Raw genomic sequence first — 22161 nt, forward strand, 5'->3', positions numbered from 1 at the left:
ATGAAAAAATTCGTAAATCTCATTCTCCTTGGTGGCATTTGGTTGATTTTTGGATCATTAAGTCGGGCGCAGTCATTAGATAATTTTATTACCCGAAAAGGCGACAAACTGTATGATGGCGATAAGGTTTTTCGATTCATCGGAGTTAATACACCCAACATCAACGGGCATTACGATGGCTACAAGAACACCAATCCTGCCAGTGGCTACGCCTATGATCCGATGGAACTTAGCTATGAAATGGAGGGCTATTTCAAGGACATGGCGCAAATGGGGATAACCGTTTTCAGAACCTGGGGAATTACAGTTTCAGACGGTTCGGGAAACTATGAGGCAATGATTGAAGGACCACAAAAGTACAACGAATTGGTCCTGCGGAAGATGGACAAAATGCTGGAACTCTGCAATCGATACAATATTCGGGTAATTCTTTGTCTGGTAAAGGAAAATAATTACTGGGGAGGAACAAAAGCTTTCAGTGCACTTCACGGTGGCGGTGACTATTATACGTCGGCTGAATCCAAAGCAGGTTTCAAACATTTTCTATCGGCTTTGGTAAATCGTAAAAATCAGTTTACAGGAAAATTATATAAGGACGACACATCTATTCTGGCCTGGGAATTTGGGAACGAGGTGCCCAATGATAAAGTTGAGTGGATCAGTGAAATGTCGACTTTCTTAAAAAAAATTGACCCAAACCATATGATTGCTGATCCGCGACGTGCCAATGGAACCACTCAATTGACCCAACTTGTGGATGATGTTCTGAAACGTTGCCCGCATATCGATCTGGTAAAAACCCGTCAGTACCCCAATTACAAAGGCACTATTGAAGAATTGTGGGCTGTTTGTCAAGGCAAACGCCCGCTGTTGCTGGATGAGTTTCAGCGAATGGACGGATTTGAGCAGGTGTTGCAACAAGTCCAAAACACTGGCACGAGTGGTGGTTTGCTATGGAGTCTAATGAAAAATCAGTACACGGGAGGCATTGGGGGCCACGTACTTTTTCATAGCTACGGCTGGGGAGGAAGCCGTTGGCCGGGCTTTGACAGCGGTGAGTATTTCAACGAAACCAAAAACCTGATGCTTATTCGGGAGCATTCCTATAAAATTCAGGGGATGAAAATACCGCCGCTGCCAGCGCCAACTGACCCACCTATTTTGTTTGAAAGTTCTGAAAAAAGCTTTGCGGCTTTGAAATGGCGGGCCTCACCCGGTGCCCGGTACTATGAAGTAGAGCGGGCTACCTCAAAAACCGGGCCGTGGAAAAATGTGAGTGGGAATCTGGACATTAGCTTTGATCTTTACTTTTATCCAATGTTTACCGACTCGTCGGCAAATCCGGGTGAAACGTACTATTACCGTGTAAATGGGAAAAATAGGTCCGGCAGCACCTCTCCCTCGAACGTAGTTGGGCCAATTAAAGTTGATCGAAAAATGATGGTCGATGACTTGAAAGATTTCTCAAAAACGCATTCGCATAGTCCCAACCTGACGATTAGCTCGGAAACCTGGCCGCGACTTCGGCAAACGGAGGAGGAATACTATCAGGCCGAACGCACGGTGTCCAGCGGATCAGGTGAACTGGTTTACCGCGCAGATCAAATAAAGTCTCTTGAAGTTGTAGCCTTTGGCGATGGAGCCGATTCTTTATCCTTCCAATATTCCAAAAACGGAAAATCATGGCATACGGCTAAGGCAAATAAAACAGTTCGGCCTGCCTATCCCAGTGAATATTCAGGAACGACCAACAATCCGGTGGCCAAATGCACCTATCTTCTCGGCTCATTTCCAGCCGGTACTTCCTTTGTTAAAATAGTTACGGCCAATGCCGGGGCGGCTACTACATTTCCGTGGATTGGCCGGGTTTATCTGGGTTTTACTGGCTCGATTCATTAGTGATGGAGGAATCTCAACCTGCAAATCCAGACTAATCAACCCCAAAACCCTTAATCAAACTCAGGCAACTCCATACTCACTGCCTCAAATTTATCTTCATTAGTACTGGCACGAATGAAATAGGCTCGTTTGCCATCATACGAAAAGGACGGATTCACGTGTGCAACCCATTCCCAGGTTATTTTTGAGTTTTTCCATTCAGCCAACAAAGCATATGGACTAGTTTGTCCGCGCTTGTAGAGGTAAACTCTCGTAAAACCATCTGCCTCAGCTTTATAAAAATCGCTTTCCCCGATGTACCATTTTCTGTCCGGCGATACTCCCACGTGCGTAGATGTTCCTCCCAGTATTTCTAACTTTTTACCAGTTAGATCATACTGAAAAATTCTCTTTTTTGAATCTTCTGTATCAACACCGAACATAGTTTCATCGTCAAACCAAACTACGTGCATGGGTCGAACTTTGACCCAGGTTGGATCACTTCCATCGTCTGAAACAATTCCGTGCATATCGTGCCAACTTGTCCCGTTTTCACTCCGATACCGGTAGTCAAACATAATTTTTGTATTGGATGAATTCGGTTCCAGATGCAGGATTTTTGTCTCATTATCTGTAACTTTTTTATTTTGCTTCATAAATGCAGCAATAATTTCAGACTGCTTTATAAACTGCTTACTTTTCCCCGTCAGGCAATCCAAAGAAAAAAAGCCTTCTTCCTGCGGCTTATAGGGCGTACGAGAGTTGTCCGGAATGAGAAGCCTGGCATTGCATTTTGAATAAAAAATAACATTCCCAAAAGATTTATGACCTAATTCACCATCAATAATTCCAAATTCTGATTTTTGAGAATGTACATTATAGATTTCAAAATCTTTAAAATGGTTTGTCTGAAAAGCTACCAGCGAATCATTGATCCAAAGTGCATTGGCGCCATTATGGTTGTTGCAATAAACATCTTTGACTTTGAAAATTTTTCCGGTTTCTCTGTTTTTAAGCATTACCTCTGCCCGCACCGGTGGAGCCAAATGCCCACCTTGTGCAATGGCCGGATATTTGATGAAGCAAATATATTTACCATCCGGACTTTCCGGGCTTGTGTCATAAATACTCAAAGCTGTGCTTTCATTGCCTGAGTACACGGGCTGAACAAGAGCGGAATAATTCTTTTGGGCCAGTGATTCAAATCCAATAAAAAACAACAAAAGCTGGAAACCAAATTTAATTCTGTTGGAATAAGACATGTCAACTATTTTAATCATAAATTTAAAATACCCGCCCAATAGCCATTTCAGGGCAATCATTTTACTTTTATTAGTAAAGAGCGTATTGAAAATCAATTCAATATTATAAAATTAATTTTTTTAAAGTTTAAATTTAAGATCAAAAGTTTGAATTTCCTACACATCTATTTGGTTTTGGTATTCAATACTTCAAATAATTCACCGTATGTTTGTTGAAATTTATATTGTAAAATTATGACCTGGATTTGGCTTTTTGTAAATATCGTGTTCGCAGTTTTTGGGGTCTCTTTATTAATCTTTACGTTTGTCTTTTTTAGGAGAAAATATTGGAAGTAATTAGTAGTAACAAACCATTTATAGGCTAACTCAAAAGGTATCCATAGTACCAAAAGACACTTTCCCTTTATAATTATCAAAACCATAACTGCCTATAATAAATGAACTTCCAGAAATTCCTACACTAGATCCAAAATTAGAAGCAGGAGGAGAACTATTGGAGAATTGCTTCTCTAATTTCCAGTAGTATTCGTCTAATTTGTACAAATAAACCCGGCCCGTATCAAATTCTGCTAAACCATCGTTTAATTGAGAACCAATTAATAGATAGTCATCAAAAATAGAAATACTTTTTCCAAAATTGAAATTAGGTATACCGGAATTATTCCGCAACTCGGGATATTCATACCAATTTGTTCCATCTTTTCTGTATATCCTGACAATCCCTGAATTATAGCTTTCATTAGGCGAGCTTACGACTGCATATTTGTCAGTGATAAGTACCGAATTCCCAAAATTCCCCATTGAGGTACCATAACTATTAGTTAATTCAGACTGCAGCGACCAGGTAGTTCCTGAACGGTTATAAACAAAGGCTTTACCCTTAACAACATTTACACCATTGTTTATGTATGGTTCACCTACTATTGCATAATCACCAGATATGCAAACTGAAAAACCAAATTGGGCGTACGATGTCCCCTGTTCATCTTTTAGAATGGCCTTTTCAGTCCATTCAGAATTCTGCAAAGTGAATAAATACGCCTGCCCTTTTCCTTCATTTTTATAAGGTGCGCCTACAATTATATCGGTCCCTTTAATGCAAACGGAAGTGCCAAAACTATCATTCAATGCGCCGTCACTACCAGAAAGTACCGCTTGTTGAGTCCAGGTTGCTCCTGAACGGACAAACACAACTGCAACGCCCTGATTATAATTAAGTGCATTATTATCGCCTATAACTGTCTTAGAACTAGCACCAACTACCACGGAACCACCTGAAATTGACACGCTCATACCAAAATTATCATAATTTTGTCCATCAGATAGTGAAATTACCGCCTGCTCAATCCATGTATTTCCTTCCCGCACAAAAATGTAAGCGTTTCCTTTATTAAGGGGATTGCCGATTGCACCTATTATGGCATAATTGCCATCAATTGCTACACTACGCCCAAAATACTCTTGTTGTGTTCTATCGCTTGCAAAGCGGTCAAGGAGAGGATGAGCACCATTGGTTTCTATCGTAAGCGGATACCAGTTTTGTCCATCATACAAATACATTCTGCCTTTATCGGTGTCGTAAACAAAAGCACCTGCCTGCGGATTTTCAATGGCAATCCTTTGAGCAGTTGTAACTCGGGGAGGATAAAATGCCTTGTCGGTAGCGTTCAGATCAAGAGCTGCGGAAGGATGTGGCATCGCACCGATTCCAATTTGTGCCACAGATTTGGAAAAAACAATTAAAATAAGAAAGAGGGAACAAAGGGTACGTATCATACAATTCAAATTAGCGGGTTAAGAAAATTGAACAACTACCTATATTTTAAAAATTATCAACCGTACCAAAAGCTACTTTACCCCGTCCACTGTCAAAATAATATTCTCCTATTATAAATGAACTTCCTGAAATTCCTACACTATGTCCAAAATTAGAATTAGGAGGTGAAGTATTTGAGAATTGCTTCACTAATGTCGTATTGAATTCTTCTATTTTAAATAAATAAACCCGACCCTTATCAAATTCTATTGAACTATCGTCTATTTGACCACTAACTAATAAATAATCATCAGAAATAGAAATACTTTTTCCAAAATTGAGATGTGGTACACCGGAAAAAATTAGATGTGTAGTATATTCATTCCAGTTTATTCCATTTCTTTGGTATATAATGATAGTTCCTGAATTATATGCTTCACTAGGAGAACTTACAACCGCATACTTATCAGTAATAAGTACAGAATTCCCAAAGTTTTCGTCTGGGTTACTGTTACTTTTCATTAAACGAGACTGCATGATCCAGGAATTTCCTGAACGATAATAGATATAGGCTTCACCCAGCTCATCAGTAAACCCATATGGTTCACCTACAATTGCATGATCACCAGATATAGATACTGAAAGACCAAAAGAGGCCCCGGAAGTACCCTGCTCATTTCTTAAAATAGCCTGTTCAGTCCATTGGGAATTTTGCAATGAAAATATATACGCTTGACCTATATTCTGATTTTTGTACGGGGCACCAACAATTATATCAGTACCTTTAATGCAAACGGAAGTTCCAAAACCATCATATAAAGCACCGTCACTACCTGAAAGTACCGCTTGTTGAGTCCAGGTTGAGCCTGAACGTACATAAACAACTGCTATGCCCTGCACATAATTAGGTTCAGTATTGACGCCTTGAACTGTCCTTCTATTGGCGCCCACAACAGCGTAGTTCCCTGAAATTGATACACTCATTCCAAAATAATCACCAGATTGCCCAGCAGGAAACGAAAGAACAGCCTGCTCCTTCCATGTATTCCCTTCCCGCACAAAAATGTAGGCCTGCCCTTTAAAGGATGAATGGGCAACTGCTGAAACAATGGCATAATCGCCATCAATTGCTACACTATGCCCAAAATAGTCTTGTTGTTTTCCATCGCTTGCAAAGCGGTCAATGAGAGGATGAGCACCATTGGTTTCTATCGTAAGCGGGTACCAGTTTTGCCCATCGTACAAATACATTCTGCCTTTATCGGTGTCGTAGACAAAGGCACCTGCCTGCGGATTTTCAATGGCAATTCTTTGAGCGGTTGTAACTCGGGGAGGATAAAAAGCTTTGTCAGTTGCGTTCAGATCAAGTGCAGCTGATGGATGTGGTTCGGCACCGATTCCAATTTGTGCTTTACTTGTAGAAACGAGGCAAATAAGCAGTGCGAGGGAGTAAAATAAACGAATCATGGATATGTTTAGCTATGAAAGGAGTAATTCAATAGAGTTTTGTCACCGCTATTGAAGTGGCAATATCTGATAATTTTTGTTAAAATGTAGATGAAAGAAGTATATATTTTTAGAGCATCCGTAGAACAAAGAAGAGGTAACAAAACAAAAATGGATATTGTAACTATTTAAATATAAGTCATGAATCGATATGCAGGAATAAACATTCTGAGAGATAGTTTCCCTACGTCACTTTCAGCAGATTTGGCTGATTAGCCACCCCAAACGTAAAAACATCATTTCGGGCGTAATGCCCAACCACGTCAAAGTCAAGTTTACTTTTGGCCAAAAGTGAAAAATCTAAGTCTGCTATCAATAGACCTTCCTCGTTCCAGAGCGGACCAGCCAACACCTCACCCATGGGTGAAATGATAACACTTCCTCCCGAACTCATCGTGTCGGGTTCGTCCTTTAAATCCTCCGCATAGCGCTCAGGATAGTCAGACTTTCTAACGAATTGGTTAGCTGCAAGTACAAAACAACGCCCTTCCAGCGCTACATGCTGCATGGTAGATTGCCAGCTTTCTCTTGAATCTGCGGTTGGAGCCAGGTAAATTTCTACCCCTTGGGTATAGAGTGCCATTCGTGCCAAAGGCATGTAGTTTTCCCAACAAATCAGTCCGCTGATTTTGCCCAGTGAGGTATAAAAACCGACCAAAGTACTTCCATCACCCTCTGCCCAAATGTACCGTTCAAGGCCAGTTGGTTTCAATTTTCTATGTTTTCCAATCAGGGAGCCATTCGTATCAAAGTAGAGCAATGTACAATATAAGGAACCGCCAATTGCTTCTTTTTCGGTGACGCCCAGGGCTACAAAAAGGTTTGCTTTTCTGATGGCTTCACCGATTTGGGTAATGTATTCTGAACCGGTTTCAATGCAATTGTTCCAGTAATCCAGCCACTGATTTCGGCTTTTATCAGTTCGACGTCCAATGATTGCATCAAAATCCAACCCTCGTGGGTAGCAGGGAATAAATGATTCTGGGAACAGAAGTAGTTGACAGCCTTCATTAGCTCCTTTTTCAATCCAGGAAATAATAATTTCCACCGTTTTTTTGATGTCAAATAGCGCAGGCGTTGCCTGAACAACACCTACTTTTATTAGTTTATTTTCTTGCATAAATCTAATTTATAAATTGGTAGGAAATGGAATTAAATTCAGTCCAAAAATTACTCCCAAAAGGGTGGTTTTTTAGTAGTTCCACCTAATTCCCGGCAATCGCTGCACGCCGGACTGCCCATGGTAAACCAAAGTTCAGGCGATCCGGGAACAAAAAACTCAACCAAAATCAAATGTGACAGCTCCTCATTCATCCGGATCGCTTCGGAGGCCGGCAAGGTGTCTAGTGGTTCACAAGTTGAATCCAGGTAATTAAGCACGCCCAATCCTTCGGTGACAAACAATCGTTTTTCTTCCAATGAAGTTGCACTAAAAAACCCAAAAACCGGCTCGCCGGGGTTGCTGATGCAGGAAATATTCCCTGTAACTTCTGTCGGTTGCGCATCAAATAGCCCGCCGGTGAGTTCGTTGGTTTGAGAAAGATTGTTCCAGTATTCAAATTCTTCTGGCGAAACGCCAAACTGCTTAACCAGTATGCTATATTTATATCGCAATTTTTCGCTACCAACAGGAACATAGGTAATGGGCATTTCCTGAATTTTATCTTCGCTAAGCCTGACAGATGAACCAACGGTAATCCTGCCGGATTTACGCGTGTCCCAGCACCGATTTACGCCTTCCGTTCTAAGTACAATTTGTTTGTCACGAATATCATAATTGGAAAAAAGTGGCATTTGATATTCCCATGTTTCCTCAAAACTCCATCGATAAAAGCGTGTTTTATTTTGTGGGTCATGTGTACTAACGTAAAATTGTACATCCGAATTGTCTGGATTTACCTGGTAGGTTACACTGTCAATTGGCGGAGTTTGCATTGCCGGGACATATTCGGATACATATGCCTTGCCATCTTGCAATTGAATTCTGAGCCGAAATTTTTCATTTTCTGCATAGGTATTTGGCCCAAGTGTATATACTCCTGGATGGCTTTCGATACAATCAAAAACACTGCCCTTATCACCTTCTATGCGTACCAAGGCCTCTTGCTCCAAATCCGGCAGCTTTTTGTCATAAATAGTTTGTGTACGACTCAGCTTAAATTGACTGTTTGTCAGTGGTTTAACGTTAAGGAACCCGTCCACAACCAAAAAGCTTTCTGCACGCACAATTTCAGGAGGCATGTATGGTTGTATGCAGCCAGTAAAATTAAGTAGTGTAAAAAGAAAGAATTTAAAATAATGCCTTTTAAACCATATTACCATATCGATTGATGACCGGAGTTTTGCATATTTAAAATCGCCTAACTAAATGTTAAAAAAGCACCGCCAACAATTTTAGAAAAAGTGTTGGCGGCCCGGATTAAATCTTCAAAATGTACATTTCAACGGGTATACTACCGGAATATTTTCCCATCTTTTTCGAGCTCTTTATACTTTTCAATATACTGCTTGTCAAGTTCTTCCGAATCTTTGTACTTTATTCGTAAATCGGCTAGTTTTTTGTGTAGCTCCGCATTTATGGAAGCATATTTTGGATCGTTATAGACGTTTTTCATTTCATTCGGATCGCTCGTGCGGTCATAGAGCTCCCACTCGTCGATGTCATAGTAAAAATGCACGAGTTTGTATTTCTCCGTCACAATGCCGTAGTGCCGCTTCACCATGTGAACGCTTGGGTACTCATAGTAGTGGTAGTAGGCTGCATCTCTGAAATTCTTACCTTCTCCTTTAAAAATTGGAATCAGACTTTCGCCCTGCATGTCGGCTGGCGGAATGATGCCGGCTGCTTCCAGAAAAGTCTGCGCAAAATCCAGATTCTGAACCATTTGGCTATTTTTTGATCCTGGTTTAATCACCGACGGCCATTTGACCAACAGCGGTGTTTTGAAGGATTCATCAAATATAAACCGCTTGTCAAACCAGCCGTGTTCTCCCAGATAAAACCCCTGATCGGACGTATAGACCACAATCGTATTTTCGTCCAGACCATTTTCTTTCAAAAAGTCCAGCACTTTGCCTACGCCCTCATCAACCGCCGCAATCGAACCCAGATAATCCTGCATGTAACGCTGATACCGCCATTTCATTTGGTCAGTCCTGGACATGTTTGGGTAGTTTTTAATGAATTCCTCGTTCATTTTCCCGTAAACTTCATCCCATGCCCTGCGCTGCTCAGGATTCATGCGTCCCACGGTGCTTGTGTAGTTTCCCTTGTCGTACGAATGCGATTCTTTAATGCCCAGTTTATCCATATTTTCAGGAGTAATCTTCGAGTCTCCTGCCCAGTTCATGTGCGTCAACAGGTTCATTTCCTGCTCTTTTGAAGCTCTTCCCCGCCCTTCGTAGGTATCAAAAAGGGTGGCCGGCTCCGGAAAACTGCGGTTGATAAATTCCTTATAATGCCGCTCCGCAGGAAGCCATTCGCGATGGGGAGCTTTATGCAGAAAGGCCAGGAAAAAGGGTTTATCTTCCTGCCGCTCATTTTTGAGCCAATTCAGCGTCATGTCCGTGATCAGGTCTGTCACGTAGCCTGTGAGGGTAATCGTCCCTTCCTTTTTGGTAATAAAATCAGGGTTGTAGTAATGTCCCTGACCGGGCAGTATTTTGAATTCATCAAAACCCTTCGGGTTGTTGCCAAAGTGAAGCTTGCCAAACATGGCCGTTTGGTAGCCATTGGATTGCAGAATTTGAGGAAAGGTAATATTAGTGGTATCAAAAGGGAAATAGTTGTCAATCTTGCCGTTCAGATGACTGTGCTTTCCCGTCAGAATCACCGCCCGCGACGGCGCGCAAATAGAATTCGTCACGCACGCATTGCTAAAAAGCATGCCTTCGTTGGCAATTCGGTCAATATTTGGGGTTTGAAGCAGCTTGTTGCTATACGCCGAAATAGCCTGATAGGCATGATCATCCGACATGATAAAAACAATGTTGGGGCGTTTGCGCTCTTCCTGTTGGCAGGAAGTCAGTAACGTGGCCGCCGTCAAAAAGCACATAAAAGAGAATAGAAACGGTTTTTTCATAGAAGATAACTGGTTAAATGAGATTACTCTTAATTTAGAATTACGAGAGAATAAATGAGACCATAAGGTTCTTTCAAGAAATAGTTACTCATGTATGCCATCCTACCTAAATTTATAACTATATTAAATCATTTGGCTACAAATTCAAGTTCAACAAGTTATATTTTTCAAGTAAGTTCACTTCCTGCATTAGTCCTGCTACAAAAACCCTTCATACATAATATACCCAAAGCTTCACATGGCTACTTCTTGCATATCCCATGTGATTATCACGTATGGATAAGTCATTTTAGTTGGGGTCCTCATCTTTACATTTCTAATGCATGGCATACTTTTATTTACTGATTTTTAATAATCTCAAAAAAAAGTCTAACACTTTTATCAGCCGCACGTATGAAAATCATGCATCAACTCACTATTGCCTCACTTGGCTTGTTGGCCATCGGATGCAGCCCCAAGTACTACATTCCCAATACACAGAATGTGCCTGTAATCCGCGCCAAAGGACAATCAAGCATTACCGTTGCAGGTAACGGTAATCAGGCTGAATTGCAGGGAGCCTACGGAATAAGCGACCATTTGGCCATTCAGGCAAATGGTGGTTACGTATTTCCAAAAAACGAAAGCAGCGAAACGGGAGGTTACGGTAAAATGATAGAAGGTGGAATCGGTTATTTTACCAATGTAAATCCGAACATGCATTTCGACGTATATGCATTGATTGGTGGAGGAAACATGGAAAATCATTTTCCCGGCAGCCTGGCACAAAACCCGAACACCACCGGTATAATCGAAGCTAATTTTATGCGGTTTGGGGTGCAACCCTCTTTTAGTTATTACAATAAATTTTTTACTGTTACTGGCTCAACCCGACTGGCAAGTCTGAACTACTCCAATGTAAGAGGAAGCTTGATTTTTGACGGAGTTAATCAGGTCAATTACCTGAATGACAATGCATCTACATTCTTGTTGGAACCAGCACTTACGGTGCGTGGAGGATTTGAAAAAATCAAATTACAGGTTCAGCTCATGAAGAGTTTTAATTTATTCAACAAAGATTTCAGGCAGGATGATACGCTCCTTTCGTTTGGATTGAATTTTAATCTCTGAAACTATTTGAGTGCTCGTTAGGTGTTTCGGGCAGAAGTTTAACTAGTTCTTATGTATTTGCAAAACCGGAAATATTAGGAATCAGATTCCCAATATTTCCGGTTCTTTTATATCACAGGCAAATAATCAGAAAATCAACCAGCCCATTAGTGCTGTAGGTTTGGAATTATTAAACTACTTTTCAAGCAGGATATAGAACAATATAGCCTTTCATTCATACGCATTCTGAACCACCATTTCCTGTTTCAAAAACCGTATCGACAAAGGATATTTGTAGGGTTGCCCACTGGTTACCTTCACCGAATTCAAAATAATCATAACCTGGCTGAAAAGAAAAATCAATAGCAAGAGAGGCGGGGAAAAGGCAATTACGAAGACAAGAAAGTAAAGCGACATGCTCAACTGGAAGTTCAGTACCTCTACTGCGTGCCTGCGAATTCCAGGGACTTCATCCCGTTTCCAGATCCAAACCAAAATGGGGGGAAAAATCAACAACAACAGACCGCTGAGATGAAGGATGGGAAGCCACCTACTGCTTTCTTTTTCCTGAATGGCATTCCCCTCAGATGTGCTGTATATCAAAACTTCATACGCTACGTCCAAAGCCGCAGCAATGGATTGAAGTGTATAGGCACGGGGGTCTACCTCGCCGCTTTCAATGCGTTGAATGGTCCGCACGCTTATGTCGGTTTTGGCGGCTAAATCTTCCTGCGTGATGCCTTTTTTCAGCCGTAGTTCTTTAATTAATTGACCTGTTTTCATATGTATGTTTTTTCACAAAGTAAGGAAAGAACCATAGGCAACACCACTACAATTACCCGACATTTACCTGACACGGGATGATTCAGGGAATGAATTCCCATTTTTGGTTAAAAAAGCAAAGAAAAAGAGGAATGATTTCTCTCAAAGATATTTATAAATCTTTATGCGTTTCACCGAATATATAAACAAAAGTACCGCTTTTCAAAATGGTTGGGAGCGCACTTTATTGATACGTGAGTAAATTTGTAAAGAAAGTATATAGTTTAGGAAATTTGTCAGGCTGAGCGAACAGGGCCGACTGGCGGTCGAAGCCCGCCGGTAGACTGGCTTCGACTTCGCTCAGCCTGACATTCATGTTCTTTACGGGCCAATTCATCCATCAATAAGGAAAGGCAGATAAAGGGAACGATTCTGTTAGCTGCTTTTTTACAACGAGAAAGGCATGAGGAAATCATCCTTTTTTGCCCATTCTAAAAAGATGCCAAATATACTATTCCTTATATTCCACCTGAACTGTTCACATCAGGCAGGTGGTTGGGTCCATTCAGTATAGAGCAACCTCTCTTCGGTTTGCCACCACCCTTCGCCATTCAGAGTCGAAGGACGAATTTTCTCCTTGCGAATAAGCTGGTCAATTAATCCGGCCAATGCTGTCGGTTTTAACTTATTCTTAGTGAGCTTAAAAACCCCCGATTCATAGTTTCCCGGTGGTTTGGTTAATAAACTATTCCACCCAAATGAGCCGAACATAGCCCAGGCGGTTATGGCACGAATATCAACGCCATCTTCTTTTAATTGGCAGGCAGTTTTCCACATTCCGTAAAACCAGCGCAATTGTTGTTCACGGGTGCAATGCAAATGTACCTCGGTGACAGCGAGCGGTGAATGGTACCTGTCCCACACCTCCTTAATCAACGTATACGGACCAGTAGGTTCGTCCAGCTGAACGCGAACTGCCTCTACATCGGCATAGCAATGACGACCATTTCCGCCATGCGTATTTGCGGGATAAGTTTCCAGTGCTTCATCCAGGTACCGCTCAGAGGTGATGTAGTAATTCAGACCTATGATGTCGGGAGGACATGGTGAAGTGAGCAAAAAATAAAGGTCTTCTTCCTGAGCTCCTGCCCACAGCAGGTATTCCCACATCGGATGTTTTACATTTACTTTTCCAGACACCAGGTCAAAAGAAATCCAGCGTCGATGATTCTCAAAGTCGGCCTGATAATGCAGCATGGCAGTGCTGTATGTTTTGCCCAAATCTTCGGTAAAGACCAATTGCGCCAAAGGGTTCACCTGCCGAATCGCCTGCATGGCCATCACAGTTGCTTTGCACTCGCTGATCAGCACCCGGACGAAGTTATAATCATCGGTCCCATGCGGGTACCACAAACCATATAGACCACAAAACCGTGCGGTAGTCAGCGGCTCATTGACGGGGGTATAGAAGTTGACCCATGGAAGCTTTTCTGCTACTTGCCGGGCATAATCGGCCAATCCCTGCTCAAAGCTTCCGTCAAAGAAAGATACAAAAGCCGGCCCGCTGCCGTGGTGTACCAAACCCACAATGGGTTCAATCTGCAACTCCTGCAAAGTCGCCAGCTTCGTTTCCGCAAAAGTCCAGTCAATGGCTTTCCCGTTTTGGGGCTGATGCCTTTCCCAAAGTATCGGGTATCGAAGCGTCTTGATTCCTAAATCAGCTATCTGGCGCAGGTCGGTTTCCCGTTCGTAGTGCCCGGCATACTCCAACTGGTCTGCATATACATTTCCAATGCGGTTAATGGTACACTCAATACCACCCCATATCTCTAATTCAGGTGGTGGCATCAGTAGATTGATTTTGTAAAAAAACAATCTCTGATACGTTCGACCATATTTTCGACGGTGCTATCCCAGGATTTATCAGCCAAAAATGCATCCACTTGTGTCAACCATTCCTGTCTGTCAAACTGCTGATTCAAGATTTTTTCGGACGCACAGATCAGTTCCTGAGGAGTGCTGATAATCTGTACAATACCCTCTTCTCCATAGGGGTAAACAACATCCTGAATCGGAGTAGAAATAACAGGTATACCGGCACTCAGGTATTCAGGTGTTTTTGTCGGGCTGATAAAACGCGTGGACTCGTTGAGTAAAAATGGGATTAATGCAATGTCCCAACCAGCCAGATAACCCGGCAATTCTTCGTAACACTTAGTGCCCAGGAAATGAATATTGGGTAATTTGGGAAGAGACGATGGGTCAATTTTGACAACCGGACCAATCAATACAAATTGCCAGGCAGGACGTTGTCGGGCTACTTCCTCAATTAAATCCAGATCAAAGCGTTCGTCAATTACCCCATAAAATCCAAGTCGGGGTTGCGGGATGCCTGCCTGATCTTGGGGAGGGGTAATTTGTCCACGACTTTTGCCAAAATGACCCTTGTCAATACTACTGGGAAAAGGATAAATGGTATGGTGCATATCCCGTTTGGCATGGTAAAGAGACTGTCCGCCGGTGAACACGATATTCGCCCTTTTCAATAGCTCCTTTTCCAAAATCTGCAACTGACTGGGAGCAAATTTGAAAGCTGACAATTCATCCATACAATCGTAGATCGTCAGGGCGGGTCTGAATCCGTGGCTAAATGCCAGGGCCATTGGTGTATAGTACCAAAATGCATAATCCATCAGGTCTTCCTGCTGTAAAAATTTAGCAAGTAATGCTTCCTGTGCCGCACTAATCTGTTCCTCGTTCATACCAGGTACGAGGTGTGGCACCACAAGTGTCAGGTTTTCTGACCGCTCACTAAAACTGTAATAAGGCAACTCGGCGTCAAATACCGGTTCTTCAATAAAATGTATGGTAAAATGCTTTAAAAAGCGCGTCAGTAGATGTTGGGGCCTTTGGAAGACAAAATCCCATCGCAGGTGTGAAAAACAGATAAGATTATTTGGCAATTGAACTTCTTTTTTTCTGGCACTTCCAGTTTCGTAGGTATCATACCCTACTTTATCAAGTTGAATCATGTGAATTTCCAATGTTTAATTTTCATTAACATTGTATTAAAGGTATGCCAGTGTCGCAGAGTGGCTGGACTTGCAGATTCGGGTTGCGATATTTAAAGTAACTGATAGTTAGTAAAAGCATTCGCCACGTGCATTTCCAGCACTAAATAGCCCATTTTTTTTCTGGTTAATTTTGTAGGCTGATACATGTAATTCCTTAAATAGCTGAGGAAAATGGGGAAAATATCAACTCTGAATCTGCATTATTTTTTCAACAAAAAGATTTGTATACAGGTACGATCAAAAAACCTATTTCGTTAGTTGGATATACCCTTATCAATCTCATTTTCACCCATTAAATCGTCTGAATCATGAAACGATTTTTTCTTCTTGGAGGAGTTGCTACGATGCTATTGACTGGATGCAAACGTGAGAATTCCACGCCTATGCCTGTTGGGCTTGTGATAACGGCACAGGATAAAGCACAAGCAATTACTTCCCGACAAGTCGACATAGTTGCTATTGAAGTACCTCAGTCTTTGGTAAAGGATGTTTTGCTGGAATTTTTAGCAACACCATCCTCAGAAAAAGCTATGACTCAGTTACCCTATCGTTTCGAATACGATTCTCAAAATCGACTGTCACATATAGCTTCGGGCATCAATGAGTTTTGGAATTTAAAAGCAACGGACGACCGGGCCACTTTATCATATGATGGAACAATAAAGGAATACAAACTAAACAGCAACGGGTTTGGTGATCAGGCAACTGTCTCAAAAGAAGGTAAAAGCAGCGAGATCAACTATTTATACAAAAATGGTTATTGGATTGCAGCCCATAGCACCGAAGGCGACCTGATAAGCCGGGTGTTTTCACCGGAGGGTAACTTGCTGAAATGGGAAGTCATGAATCATGATGGATTTGGAAACTATACGGCTACTTATGGGTATACCAACATTCCCAATACGATCAGGCAGGAAGTGAACCGTTGGGAAGCTCCTCATTTTTAATTAGAGGCGATGTTTTAGGGAAATATAGTACCCATCTTTTGAAGAAAGTCACTCTGCCAAATCAGGGGATATTTAGAAATGCTGCTTTTGTTCTCAATTTCGATTACACTTTTGATGATGAAAATAGGGTAAGCAGCGCCACAATTACCCGGACGGAGGGTAGTTTTGAATTATCCGTTGTTCGGTACAATTATACGTATGATTAGCTTCTGCATTCTCTTAACAGAAACAAGGTATTTCTTACCGGTACCTTCTTTTCCAGATCTTGTACCACTCCGCATTGTAAGGATACTGCCGATTAGGGGTTATGTTATTGATGATCAAAGCAACAATCAGCAGCACCAATACACCAGTTAAAACCGGGTTAAGGACATACCAATAACCCAAACTTCGTATTTTTTCTGAGCCGATATTGGCAATCAAAGCGGTGGCTCCTCCGGGCGGGTGCAGGGTTTTGGTTACCTGCATGAGAACAATAGAAAGCGAAACCGACAAAGCCGATGACAACCATAGATCATGGGGTAGCAGTTGCACCATCATGACTCCCACTATGCCCGAAATCAGGTGCCCTCCCAGTAGATTTCGGGGTTGCGCCAGAGGGCTGTTTAGTTGCCCAAACAGCAGAACTGAGGTAGCACCAAAAGATCCGATTAAAAACAGATTGTCGGTTTCAGAAAAGTACAAACTGCTCAGCCAGCCAATCAGGGCTATGCCTACGAACGAGCCAATGAATGTCCACGTATGTTCCCTGAAATCCAGTAAAGTTTCTTTATAAATAACATAGCGTGCCAGTCGCACGTGTTGTTTGAATTTCTTTTTCATATTCTCTCTAATGAGGCCACTCCGTGATTCTCACTCACAATTCATGAGCCTGTCTGAGCTCTGTATACGTTTTAAGTACCCAAAACTAACCAATTATTTCCTGCGAGATTGATAACCTTTTGTTATGGTGTATGACGATATTTTATAGGTAATTGACATGGTTTCCTAATTTACTGATTAAGCTAGTATTCCAAATTTCTATTTTTCTAACATTTTGAAGGAAATGGTCGTGTAATCCCTGGTATAACCTGGGAGACTGATTGGTGTATTAATCAGGGTTCTGATCCAAAAACTCGGGAGGTGAGTATGCCCCCCTGGCTGGAAAATTGGGCGATCAGTTAAATTTACTGGCTGCATTCGTCAGTTTTTGGGTAGATGCTTCAAATCCTGGTTTAATGTATCTTATTTAACCTTCATTTTTACAACTTGCATTAATTCTATATTTTTACCAAAATGTATAGAATTCTAAATCCTCCCCGGAGTTACTCCGGGGATAAAACAATTCTTAGTTAAAACCCGTCATTACCCCCTTGATGAAACCAAAATTTATCGCCATCAGCGAAAATATTATTGAACAAATAAAAATCGGTGAGCTTCAACCGGGTGATCAGATTCCATCAGAAAATGAACTGATCAGGGAATACAAGATCAGCAACACAACCGCCCGGAAAAGTTTGCTGGATTTGGAATCGAAAGGTTGGGCTAAACGGATTAAGGGAAAAGGCACCTATGTACTCAATCGCACGACTGATCATCACCTTGTACGTACGCTTGGCTCAATTTATGCCACCCGCCGGGGGTTTCATGAAAGTTTGATTGCCGAAGGATTTCAACCAAAAAATCTGGTGCTAGAAAAAACCATTCTTCCTGACGGCATCTCGTCTGAAATTGGCGGCCGACACTTCATAATTGATGGACCGGTACTGAAAATCCATCAGCTTCGATTTGCGGATGATGAAATCATCAAGGATGAATTAAAATATATATCGCTTGGTATGTGCCCCAACATTAACCGGCTTCCTACCGAGATTTCCTATTTTAAGGTATACGAAAGTACCTACCAGCTGAAAATTGAGGAAGTCAAACAAACCCTCAGCACGGACATTGTACAACCTGAGGCACAAGAGAACAACTTTGAGCTAACCAGGGCCACCGCTATGTTTATTTTGGATAGTGCCGTGGTATGCGCGGGTAGTAAAGTTGTCGAAATTGAGCGATCCTACTACCGGGGCGATAAGTATAAATTTGCCATAGTGGCTAATCCTGACTACAACGACCACGGGCTGACGGGTGCTTAGATTTAGTTGAAGATAAACCAGTCAACTACCTTTTGAGCGATAATTTCATGGCCTTTCAGATTGGGATGATTGACATGAGACATATACTGCGGTAACGTACCAGTAGAAGCAATTTTCTTAAATTCTGCGTACGGATCTGCCAGACCTAAACCATATTTTTCTGCCAGAAGCCGAATCTGCCTGGCATGCTGATCCAATAAATTGTCAGCTTCGAGCAAATTTACCCGTTGATCGGGCGATGGAGTAATCAATATTACTTTTATATTTTTAGCAAGTGCTTTCTGAATCATGCTTTCCCAGGCTTCTTTAGATTTTTCAAGACCAAGAAATCGATCATTGAGTGCATAGTCAATTAATAGCACATCAGGGCGGTAAACCAGCACTTGTTCTTCCAGCCGGGCCTCGCCTTTTTGCGAATTCTCCCCGCCAACGGCAGTTACGATGGCGTTAATCACTGCGTACGGGTACTGCTCTTTTAGCTTTCTGAACACCAGGTGTGGATAAGATTCAAGACTATGAACTTCATGGTCGTGCCAAAATCCTGCCGGGACCGAATGTCCGTGAAAAACTACGTTAATTGTTCTGTTTTTGGGCCAAACGGCTTGTAATTCTTTTTTGACATCAGCCAGATACTCGGTCGAATTGGCCATTTGCCCATAAACGAACGAAGGTACACTCAGGTAAGATACCAGTAAAAACAAAGCAGTTTTGTGAATCATGGTTGGGTAGGTTTAAGAGTACGGATACTAACGGGGCCGATTAATCCTGATTCCATCAGGGGTGTTTCTGACCAAAGCAATTCCCGGGATCCTCTTACTTTTAAATTCGTTTGGGTAAAGTTTTCTTTTTCACGAATATCTCCAATAATGCGGTTTGCCCAGGTATTGATGACCTCGACTCTGAGTAAATTCTCACCAGCACGTACATGACTCGTAATATTGTAGCGATAGGGTGCAGTCCACGTAATACCCAGCGATTTTCCGTTGAGCCACACTTCGGCTACTTTTCCAACCTTTCCCAAATCCAGGTAAACCTGTCCTGAATGATCGGTTTCAAAGGTAAAGGTTTTGGTATAGATTCCGGTTCCAGAATAGTAGGATATCCCCTTATTGGTAGACTCAGACCAGGAAATCAGCTCTGAAAAGGTCACATATTCAGGTGCGCCCCAGCCCTTGGAAAATTGCACATCCCATGGCCCCGATAAAGTGTGCTCTTGTATCGAATTATTAATTTTTTTTGACCCAGAATTTTCCTTTAATTCAATAGTTCCCTTCTCCCAAAACTGAATTCCTTTGGCCGTATATTCCAGCCGCGGCGGATGTGCTGAACTATCACTAACAGAAGTGTAGGCAGGAGCACTAATTTGTCCGGAAAAAACAACGAAGTACGAACCAAAGGGATCGAAACTTAGCGGAATTTCGACCTGAGAAGTGGTTTGATTAAAAACTGGAATTGGAAGAATTTCCCCCGTCATGGCATTCCATAGCTGCGGAAATTTATCCTTTTGACGAAACGAACACAGCCGTGAGAGCGCCTGTGCTGTGGTATTACGCACAAAATAAAAATCCAGATTTCCTTTTTTGTGGTGTATAAAATCAAGAGCCGGCTGGTTTTTACCCATGTAGTCCAGCCTTTGGGATCCTTTATCAGGATAATCAAAATCGGGTTGTAAGCTCATTTCTTGCAGGATTTGCAGGGGAGAAGTTGTAAACACCTTCCCATTTCCAACTTTTTTGACGGAAAATTCTCCCCCATCACTCCACAGCCTTTCGACTATTTGCTGACTTTCTCCCCATGTAGCGGCTGGTTTCTTACCAGTTATAATGGCCCCGGCTTTGGAGAGGGCTTCCAGCTTTTTTAAAACAGCCAGATCATTGCCCACGATTTCATCCAGTGCCAGAACTTTAAACCTGGCGCCATACGGTAAAGTCAGCATGCCGTTTTCCACACGTAAATCATTGAGAAGTTTTTCACTGTTGATCAATTCGTAATCATAACCCGAACCTACCGAAAAACGAGTGTTTTTTGGTGTTCCAAAAGTTGGCACCTTATTGCCATAGTAATATAGAACATCAGCAAAAAAGTCGGTTTCCTGTAAAATATAGGAAACTCTGGACAAGTAGTCGTTGAATGGCCTGACCTTTGACCACCAGGTAGTTTTGACATTATAGTGGGTACCGGCAGCATATACATTACCCGGAAATCCATCTTTGGTAGGATTATGAGTAAATCCGTGAATAACCGCCCGGTTCATCCCTTCACAAAAAGCCCGATCGCCGACAGGTCGCATGTCGCCGGGACCTTCCTGCCAGTTTTGAAAGCTCGTAAATGCTTCCAGCTCTGTAATTTTACGTTCGTACAAATGGGATGCTGCCGCAATTTCTTTTACCAGCATTAAAAGGTCAATATTTTCTTTGCTCCCATCGAGCCGTTCATGGTTAATCCAGAACTCCCCGCGCGGAACATCCAGTGAGCCCAGGGCTTTTATGGCCTCCACAGGTACATTGTGTAGCGGCGGGCCAGGACCGCCCGCCTCCGAAATAAGATTCAACCCATAACTATTGGCAATTTCTTTACCCTTCCGGTAATGATTATTGATCATAAGCTCAGAAATCGTTCGGTTCAAATCCTGCTGAAAGCGGCTGGTTGTCAGTGAATCGAAAGCGTTTTTGTTAAAGATGTATGGCAGAAATTTTTCCACTTCATAGCCGTTTAGCTTTTTGAATTCAGCGGCAAGCGTAGGCGTCCATAGGGCGTTTTTAGCCTCAAAGCTGGCTAAATATAGATTTTTCAAGGCTGTTTTTCTAAAATCTCCCAAAACGGGTTTTAGCCGGTTTATGAAATACATAAAGTGCATTCGGGTGGCCGTGGAGTCAAAATGGTCAATGATTGGCCCGCGGGAATTGGGACTGGGCAAAAGAAGCGGATCCCCTGAATTGGAGCACACATAGCGGTGAATTTCCCAGCGACCCGCCGGTACTTTCCAGCGCAGAGTTTCGGTTTTTGGGTCAAACAATTGACTAAGATTTATAATCCGGGCAGTATCCAAATGTTTCCTTTCTTCATTTATCGGGACAGCCAGAACCGCAACTTCCTGCCGATATACGGGTTTACCGTCGGGATCAAACTGGATGAGCAACTCATTTCCCTTAGTATCTTTTCGGGGAATTTCGGGAAAAGGAATTGACAGAGTTTGCAGCCCAGGTTGTGTAGTGGTTATGGAGGAAAAATAAAGCGACTTCGCTGCATGTTGTGGCGTTACCCAGCTTCCTCCTGCATTCCAGCTACTGGCCAGATTTAATCCAACTTCCAGATTAAGTTTCGTGGCTTCACGTATGGCGGTAGTAATTGTTTTGATTGATTCATTGCCCATGAAGGCCGGACCCGCCGGTACCTGTCCGTCTGGACGGAATCCAATTTCAAAAATATCTACCCCACCTAAACCGGCATTTTTGATACTCCGTAGTTCCTCTTTCAAAAGCGTTGTATCTGTATGTCCATTAAGCCACCACCAGTAAACCTTAGGTCGGGCAGTTCCCTGCGGATTTTGAAATCCCTGCTGCAACACCTTTATCTCCTGGGCCGCACCCGGCTGGGCCGCACCCGGCTGGGCCGCACCCGGCTGGGCAAGGCAGCAAGTAGTAATATGCAGCAGATTTAGAATCAGGTAAATCTTGTTTCTCAT

General features: G+C 42.3%; 16 protein-coding genes. 4 read left to right on the top strand and 12 right to left on the bottom strand.

Going from position 1 to position 22161, the window contains the following annotated elements:
* Nucleotides 1-1899, top strand: coding sequence for a glycoside hydrolase 5 family protein (locus tag EZE20_RS05555; RefSeq protein WP_132115371.1), 1899 nt, complete (start codon nucleotides 1-3; stop codon nucleotides 1897-1899).
* Between the two features lie 50 nt (nucleotides 1900-1949).
* On the opposite strand, the gene EZE20_RS05560 is transcribed toward EZE20_RS05555, so the two are convergent.
* The 6 genes from EZE20_RS05560 to EZE20_RS05585 all read right to left on the bottom strand — a co-directional run bounded on the left by EZE20_RS05560 (nucleotide 1950) and on the right by EZE20_RS05585 (nucleotide 10484).
* A complete protein-coding gene (locus EZE20_RS05560) occupies nucleotides 1950-3158 on the bottom strand; it encodes a hypothetical protein (RefSeq protein ID WP_132115373.1) in 1209 nt (402 codons plus the stop codon).
* Nucleotides 3159-3506: 348 nt separating this feature from the next.
* Complete coding sequence (locus tag EZE20_RS05565) at nucleotides 3507-4916, bottom strand: FG-GAP repeat protein (protein ID WP_132115375.1); 1410 nt, start codon at nucleotides 4914-4916, stop codon at nucleotides 3507-3509.
* Between the two features lie 46 nt (nucleotides 4917-4962).
* Nucleotides 4963-6363, bottom strand: coding sequence for an FG-GAP repeat protein (locus tag EZE20_RS05570; protein WP_132115377.1), 1401 nt, complete (start codon nucleotides 6361-6363; stop codon nucleotides 4963-4965).
* A gap of 223 nt (nucleotides 6364-6586) precedes the next feature.
* Nucleotides 6587-7522 carry a carbon-nitrogen hydrolase family protein gene (locus EZE20_RS05575; protein ID WP_132115379.1) on the bottom strand — a complete coding sequence of 312 codons (936 nt, stop codon included), beginning with the start codon at nucleotides 7520-7522 and terminating at the stop codon, nucleotides 6587-6589.
* A 50-nt stretch (nucleotides 7523-7572) separates the two neighbouring features.
* On the bottom strand, nucleotides 7573-8643 hold the full coding sequence (locus EZE20_RS05580) for a DUF4249 domain-containing protein (RefSeq protein ID WP_228713576.1): 1071 nt from the start codon (nucleotides 8641-8643) through the stop codon (nucleotides 7573-7575).
* A 212-nt stretch (nucleotides 8644-8855) separates the two neighbouring features.
* A complete protein-coding gene (locus EZE20_RS05585) occupies nucleotides 8856-10484 on the bottom strand; it encodes a sulfatase family protein (RefSeq protein ID WP_132115383.1) in 1629 nt (542 codons plus the stop codon).
* A gap of 393 nt (nucleotides 10485-10877) precedes the next feature.
* On the opposite strand from EZE20_RS05585, the gene EZE20_RS05590 reads away from it, so the two are divergent.
* Complete coding sequence (locus EZE20_RS05590; RefSeq protein WP_132115385.1) at nucleotides 10878-11594, top strand: hypothetical protein; 717 nt, start codon at nucleotides 10878-10880, stop codon at nucleotides 11592-11594.
* A 210-nt stretch (nucleotides 11595-11804) separates the two neighbouring features.
* On the opposite strand, the gene EZE20_RS05595 is transcribed toward EZE20_RS05590, so the two are convergent.
* The 3 genes from EZE20_RS05595 to EZE20_RS05605 all read right to left on the bottom strand — a co-directional run bounded on the left by EZE20_RS05595 (nucleotide 11805) and on the right by EZE20_RS05605 (nucleotide 15367).
* A complete protein-coding gene (locus EZE20_RS05595) occupies nucleotides 11805-12356 on the bottom strand; it encodes a helix-turn-helix domain-containing protein (RefSeq protein WP_132115387.1) in 552 nt (183 codons plus the stop codon).
* 522 nt (nucleotides 12357-12878) lie between these two features.
* On the bottom strand, nucleotides 12879-14183 hold the full coding sequence (locus EZE20_RS05600; protein WP_132115389.1) for a family 1 glycosylhydrolase: 1305 nt from the start codon (nucleotides 14181-14183) through the stop codon (nucleotides 12879-12881).
* Nucleotides 14183-15367 (bottom strand): glycosyltransferase family 1 protein, encoded by a 1185-nt coding sequence (locus EZE20_RS05605; protein WP_132115391.1) that lies wholly within the window; start codon nucleotides 15365-15367, stop codon nucleotides 14183-14185. The genes EZE20_RS05600 and EZE20_RS05605 overlap by 1 nt, the downstream gene beginning before the upstream one ends.
* A 350-nt stretch (nucleotides 15368-15717) precedes the next feature.
* On the opposite strand from EZE20_RS05605, the gene EZE20_RS05610 reads away from it, so the two are divergent.
* Nucleotides 15718-16356, top strand: coding sequence for a hypothetical protein (locus tag EZE20_RS05610; RefSeq protein WP_132115393.1), 639 nt, complete (start codon nucleotides 15718-15720; stop codon nucleotides 16354-16356).
* A gap of 240 nt (nucleotides 16357-16596) precedes the next feature.
* Here the strand turns inward: EZE20_RS05610 and EZE20_RS05615 are convergent, their stop codons facing one another.
* A complete protein-coding gene (locus EZE20_RS05615) occupies nucleotides 16597-17178 on the bottom strand; it encodes an HPP family protein (protein ID WP_132115395.1) in 582 nt (193 codons plus the stop codon).
* A 533-nt stretch (nucleotides 17179-17711) separates the two neighbouring features.
* On the opposite strand from EZE20_RS05615, the gene EZE20_RS05620 reads away from it, so the two are divergent.
* Nucleotides 17712-18476, top strand: coding sequence for a GntR family transcriptional regulator (locus EZE20_RS05620; protein WP_132115397.1), 765 nt, complete (start codon nucleotides 17712-17714; stop codon nucleotides 18474-18476).
* Between the two features lie 2 nt (nucleotides 18477-18478).
* Here the strand turns inward: EZE20_RS05620 and EZE20_RS05625 are convergent, their stop codons facing one another.
* Entirely contained in the window at nucleotides 18479-19195 is a 717-nt protein-coding gene (locus EZE20_RS05625) for an SGNH/GDSL hydrolase family protein (protein ID WP_132115399.1), read from the bottom strand.
* Nucleotides 19192-22161 carry a glycosyl hydrolase gene (locus tag EZE20_RS05630; RefSeq protein WP_132115400.1) on the bottom strand — a complete coding sequence of 990 codons (2970 nt, stop codon included), beginning with the start codon at nucleotides 22159-22161 and terminating at the stop codon, nucleotides 19192-19194. The genes EZE20_RS05625 and EZE20_RS05630 overlap by 4 nt, the downstream gene beginning before the upstream one ends.

The sequence above is a fragment of the Arundinibacter roseus genome, assembly GCF_004348825.1.
GTDB lineage: Bacteria > Bacteroidota > Bacteroidia > Cytophagales > Spirosomataceae > Arundinibacter > Arundinibacter roseus.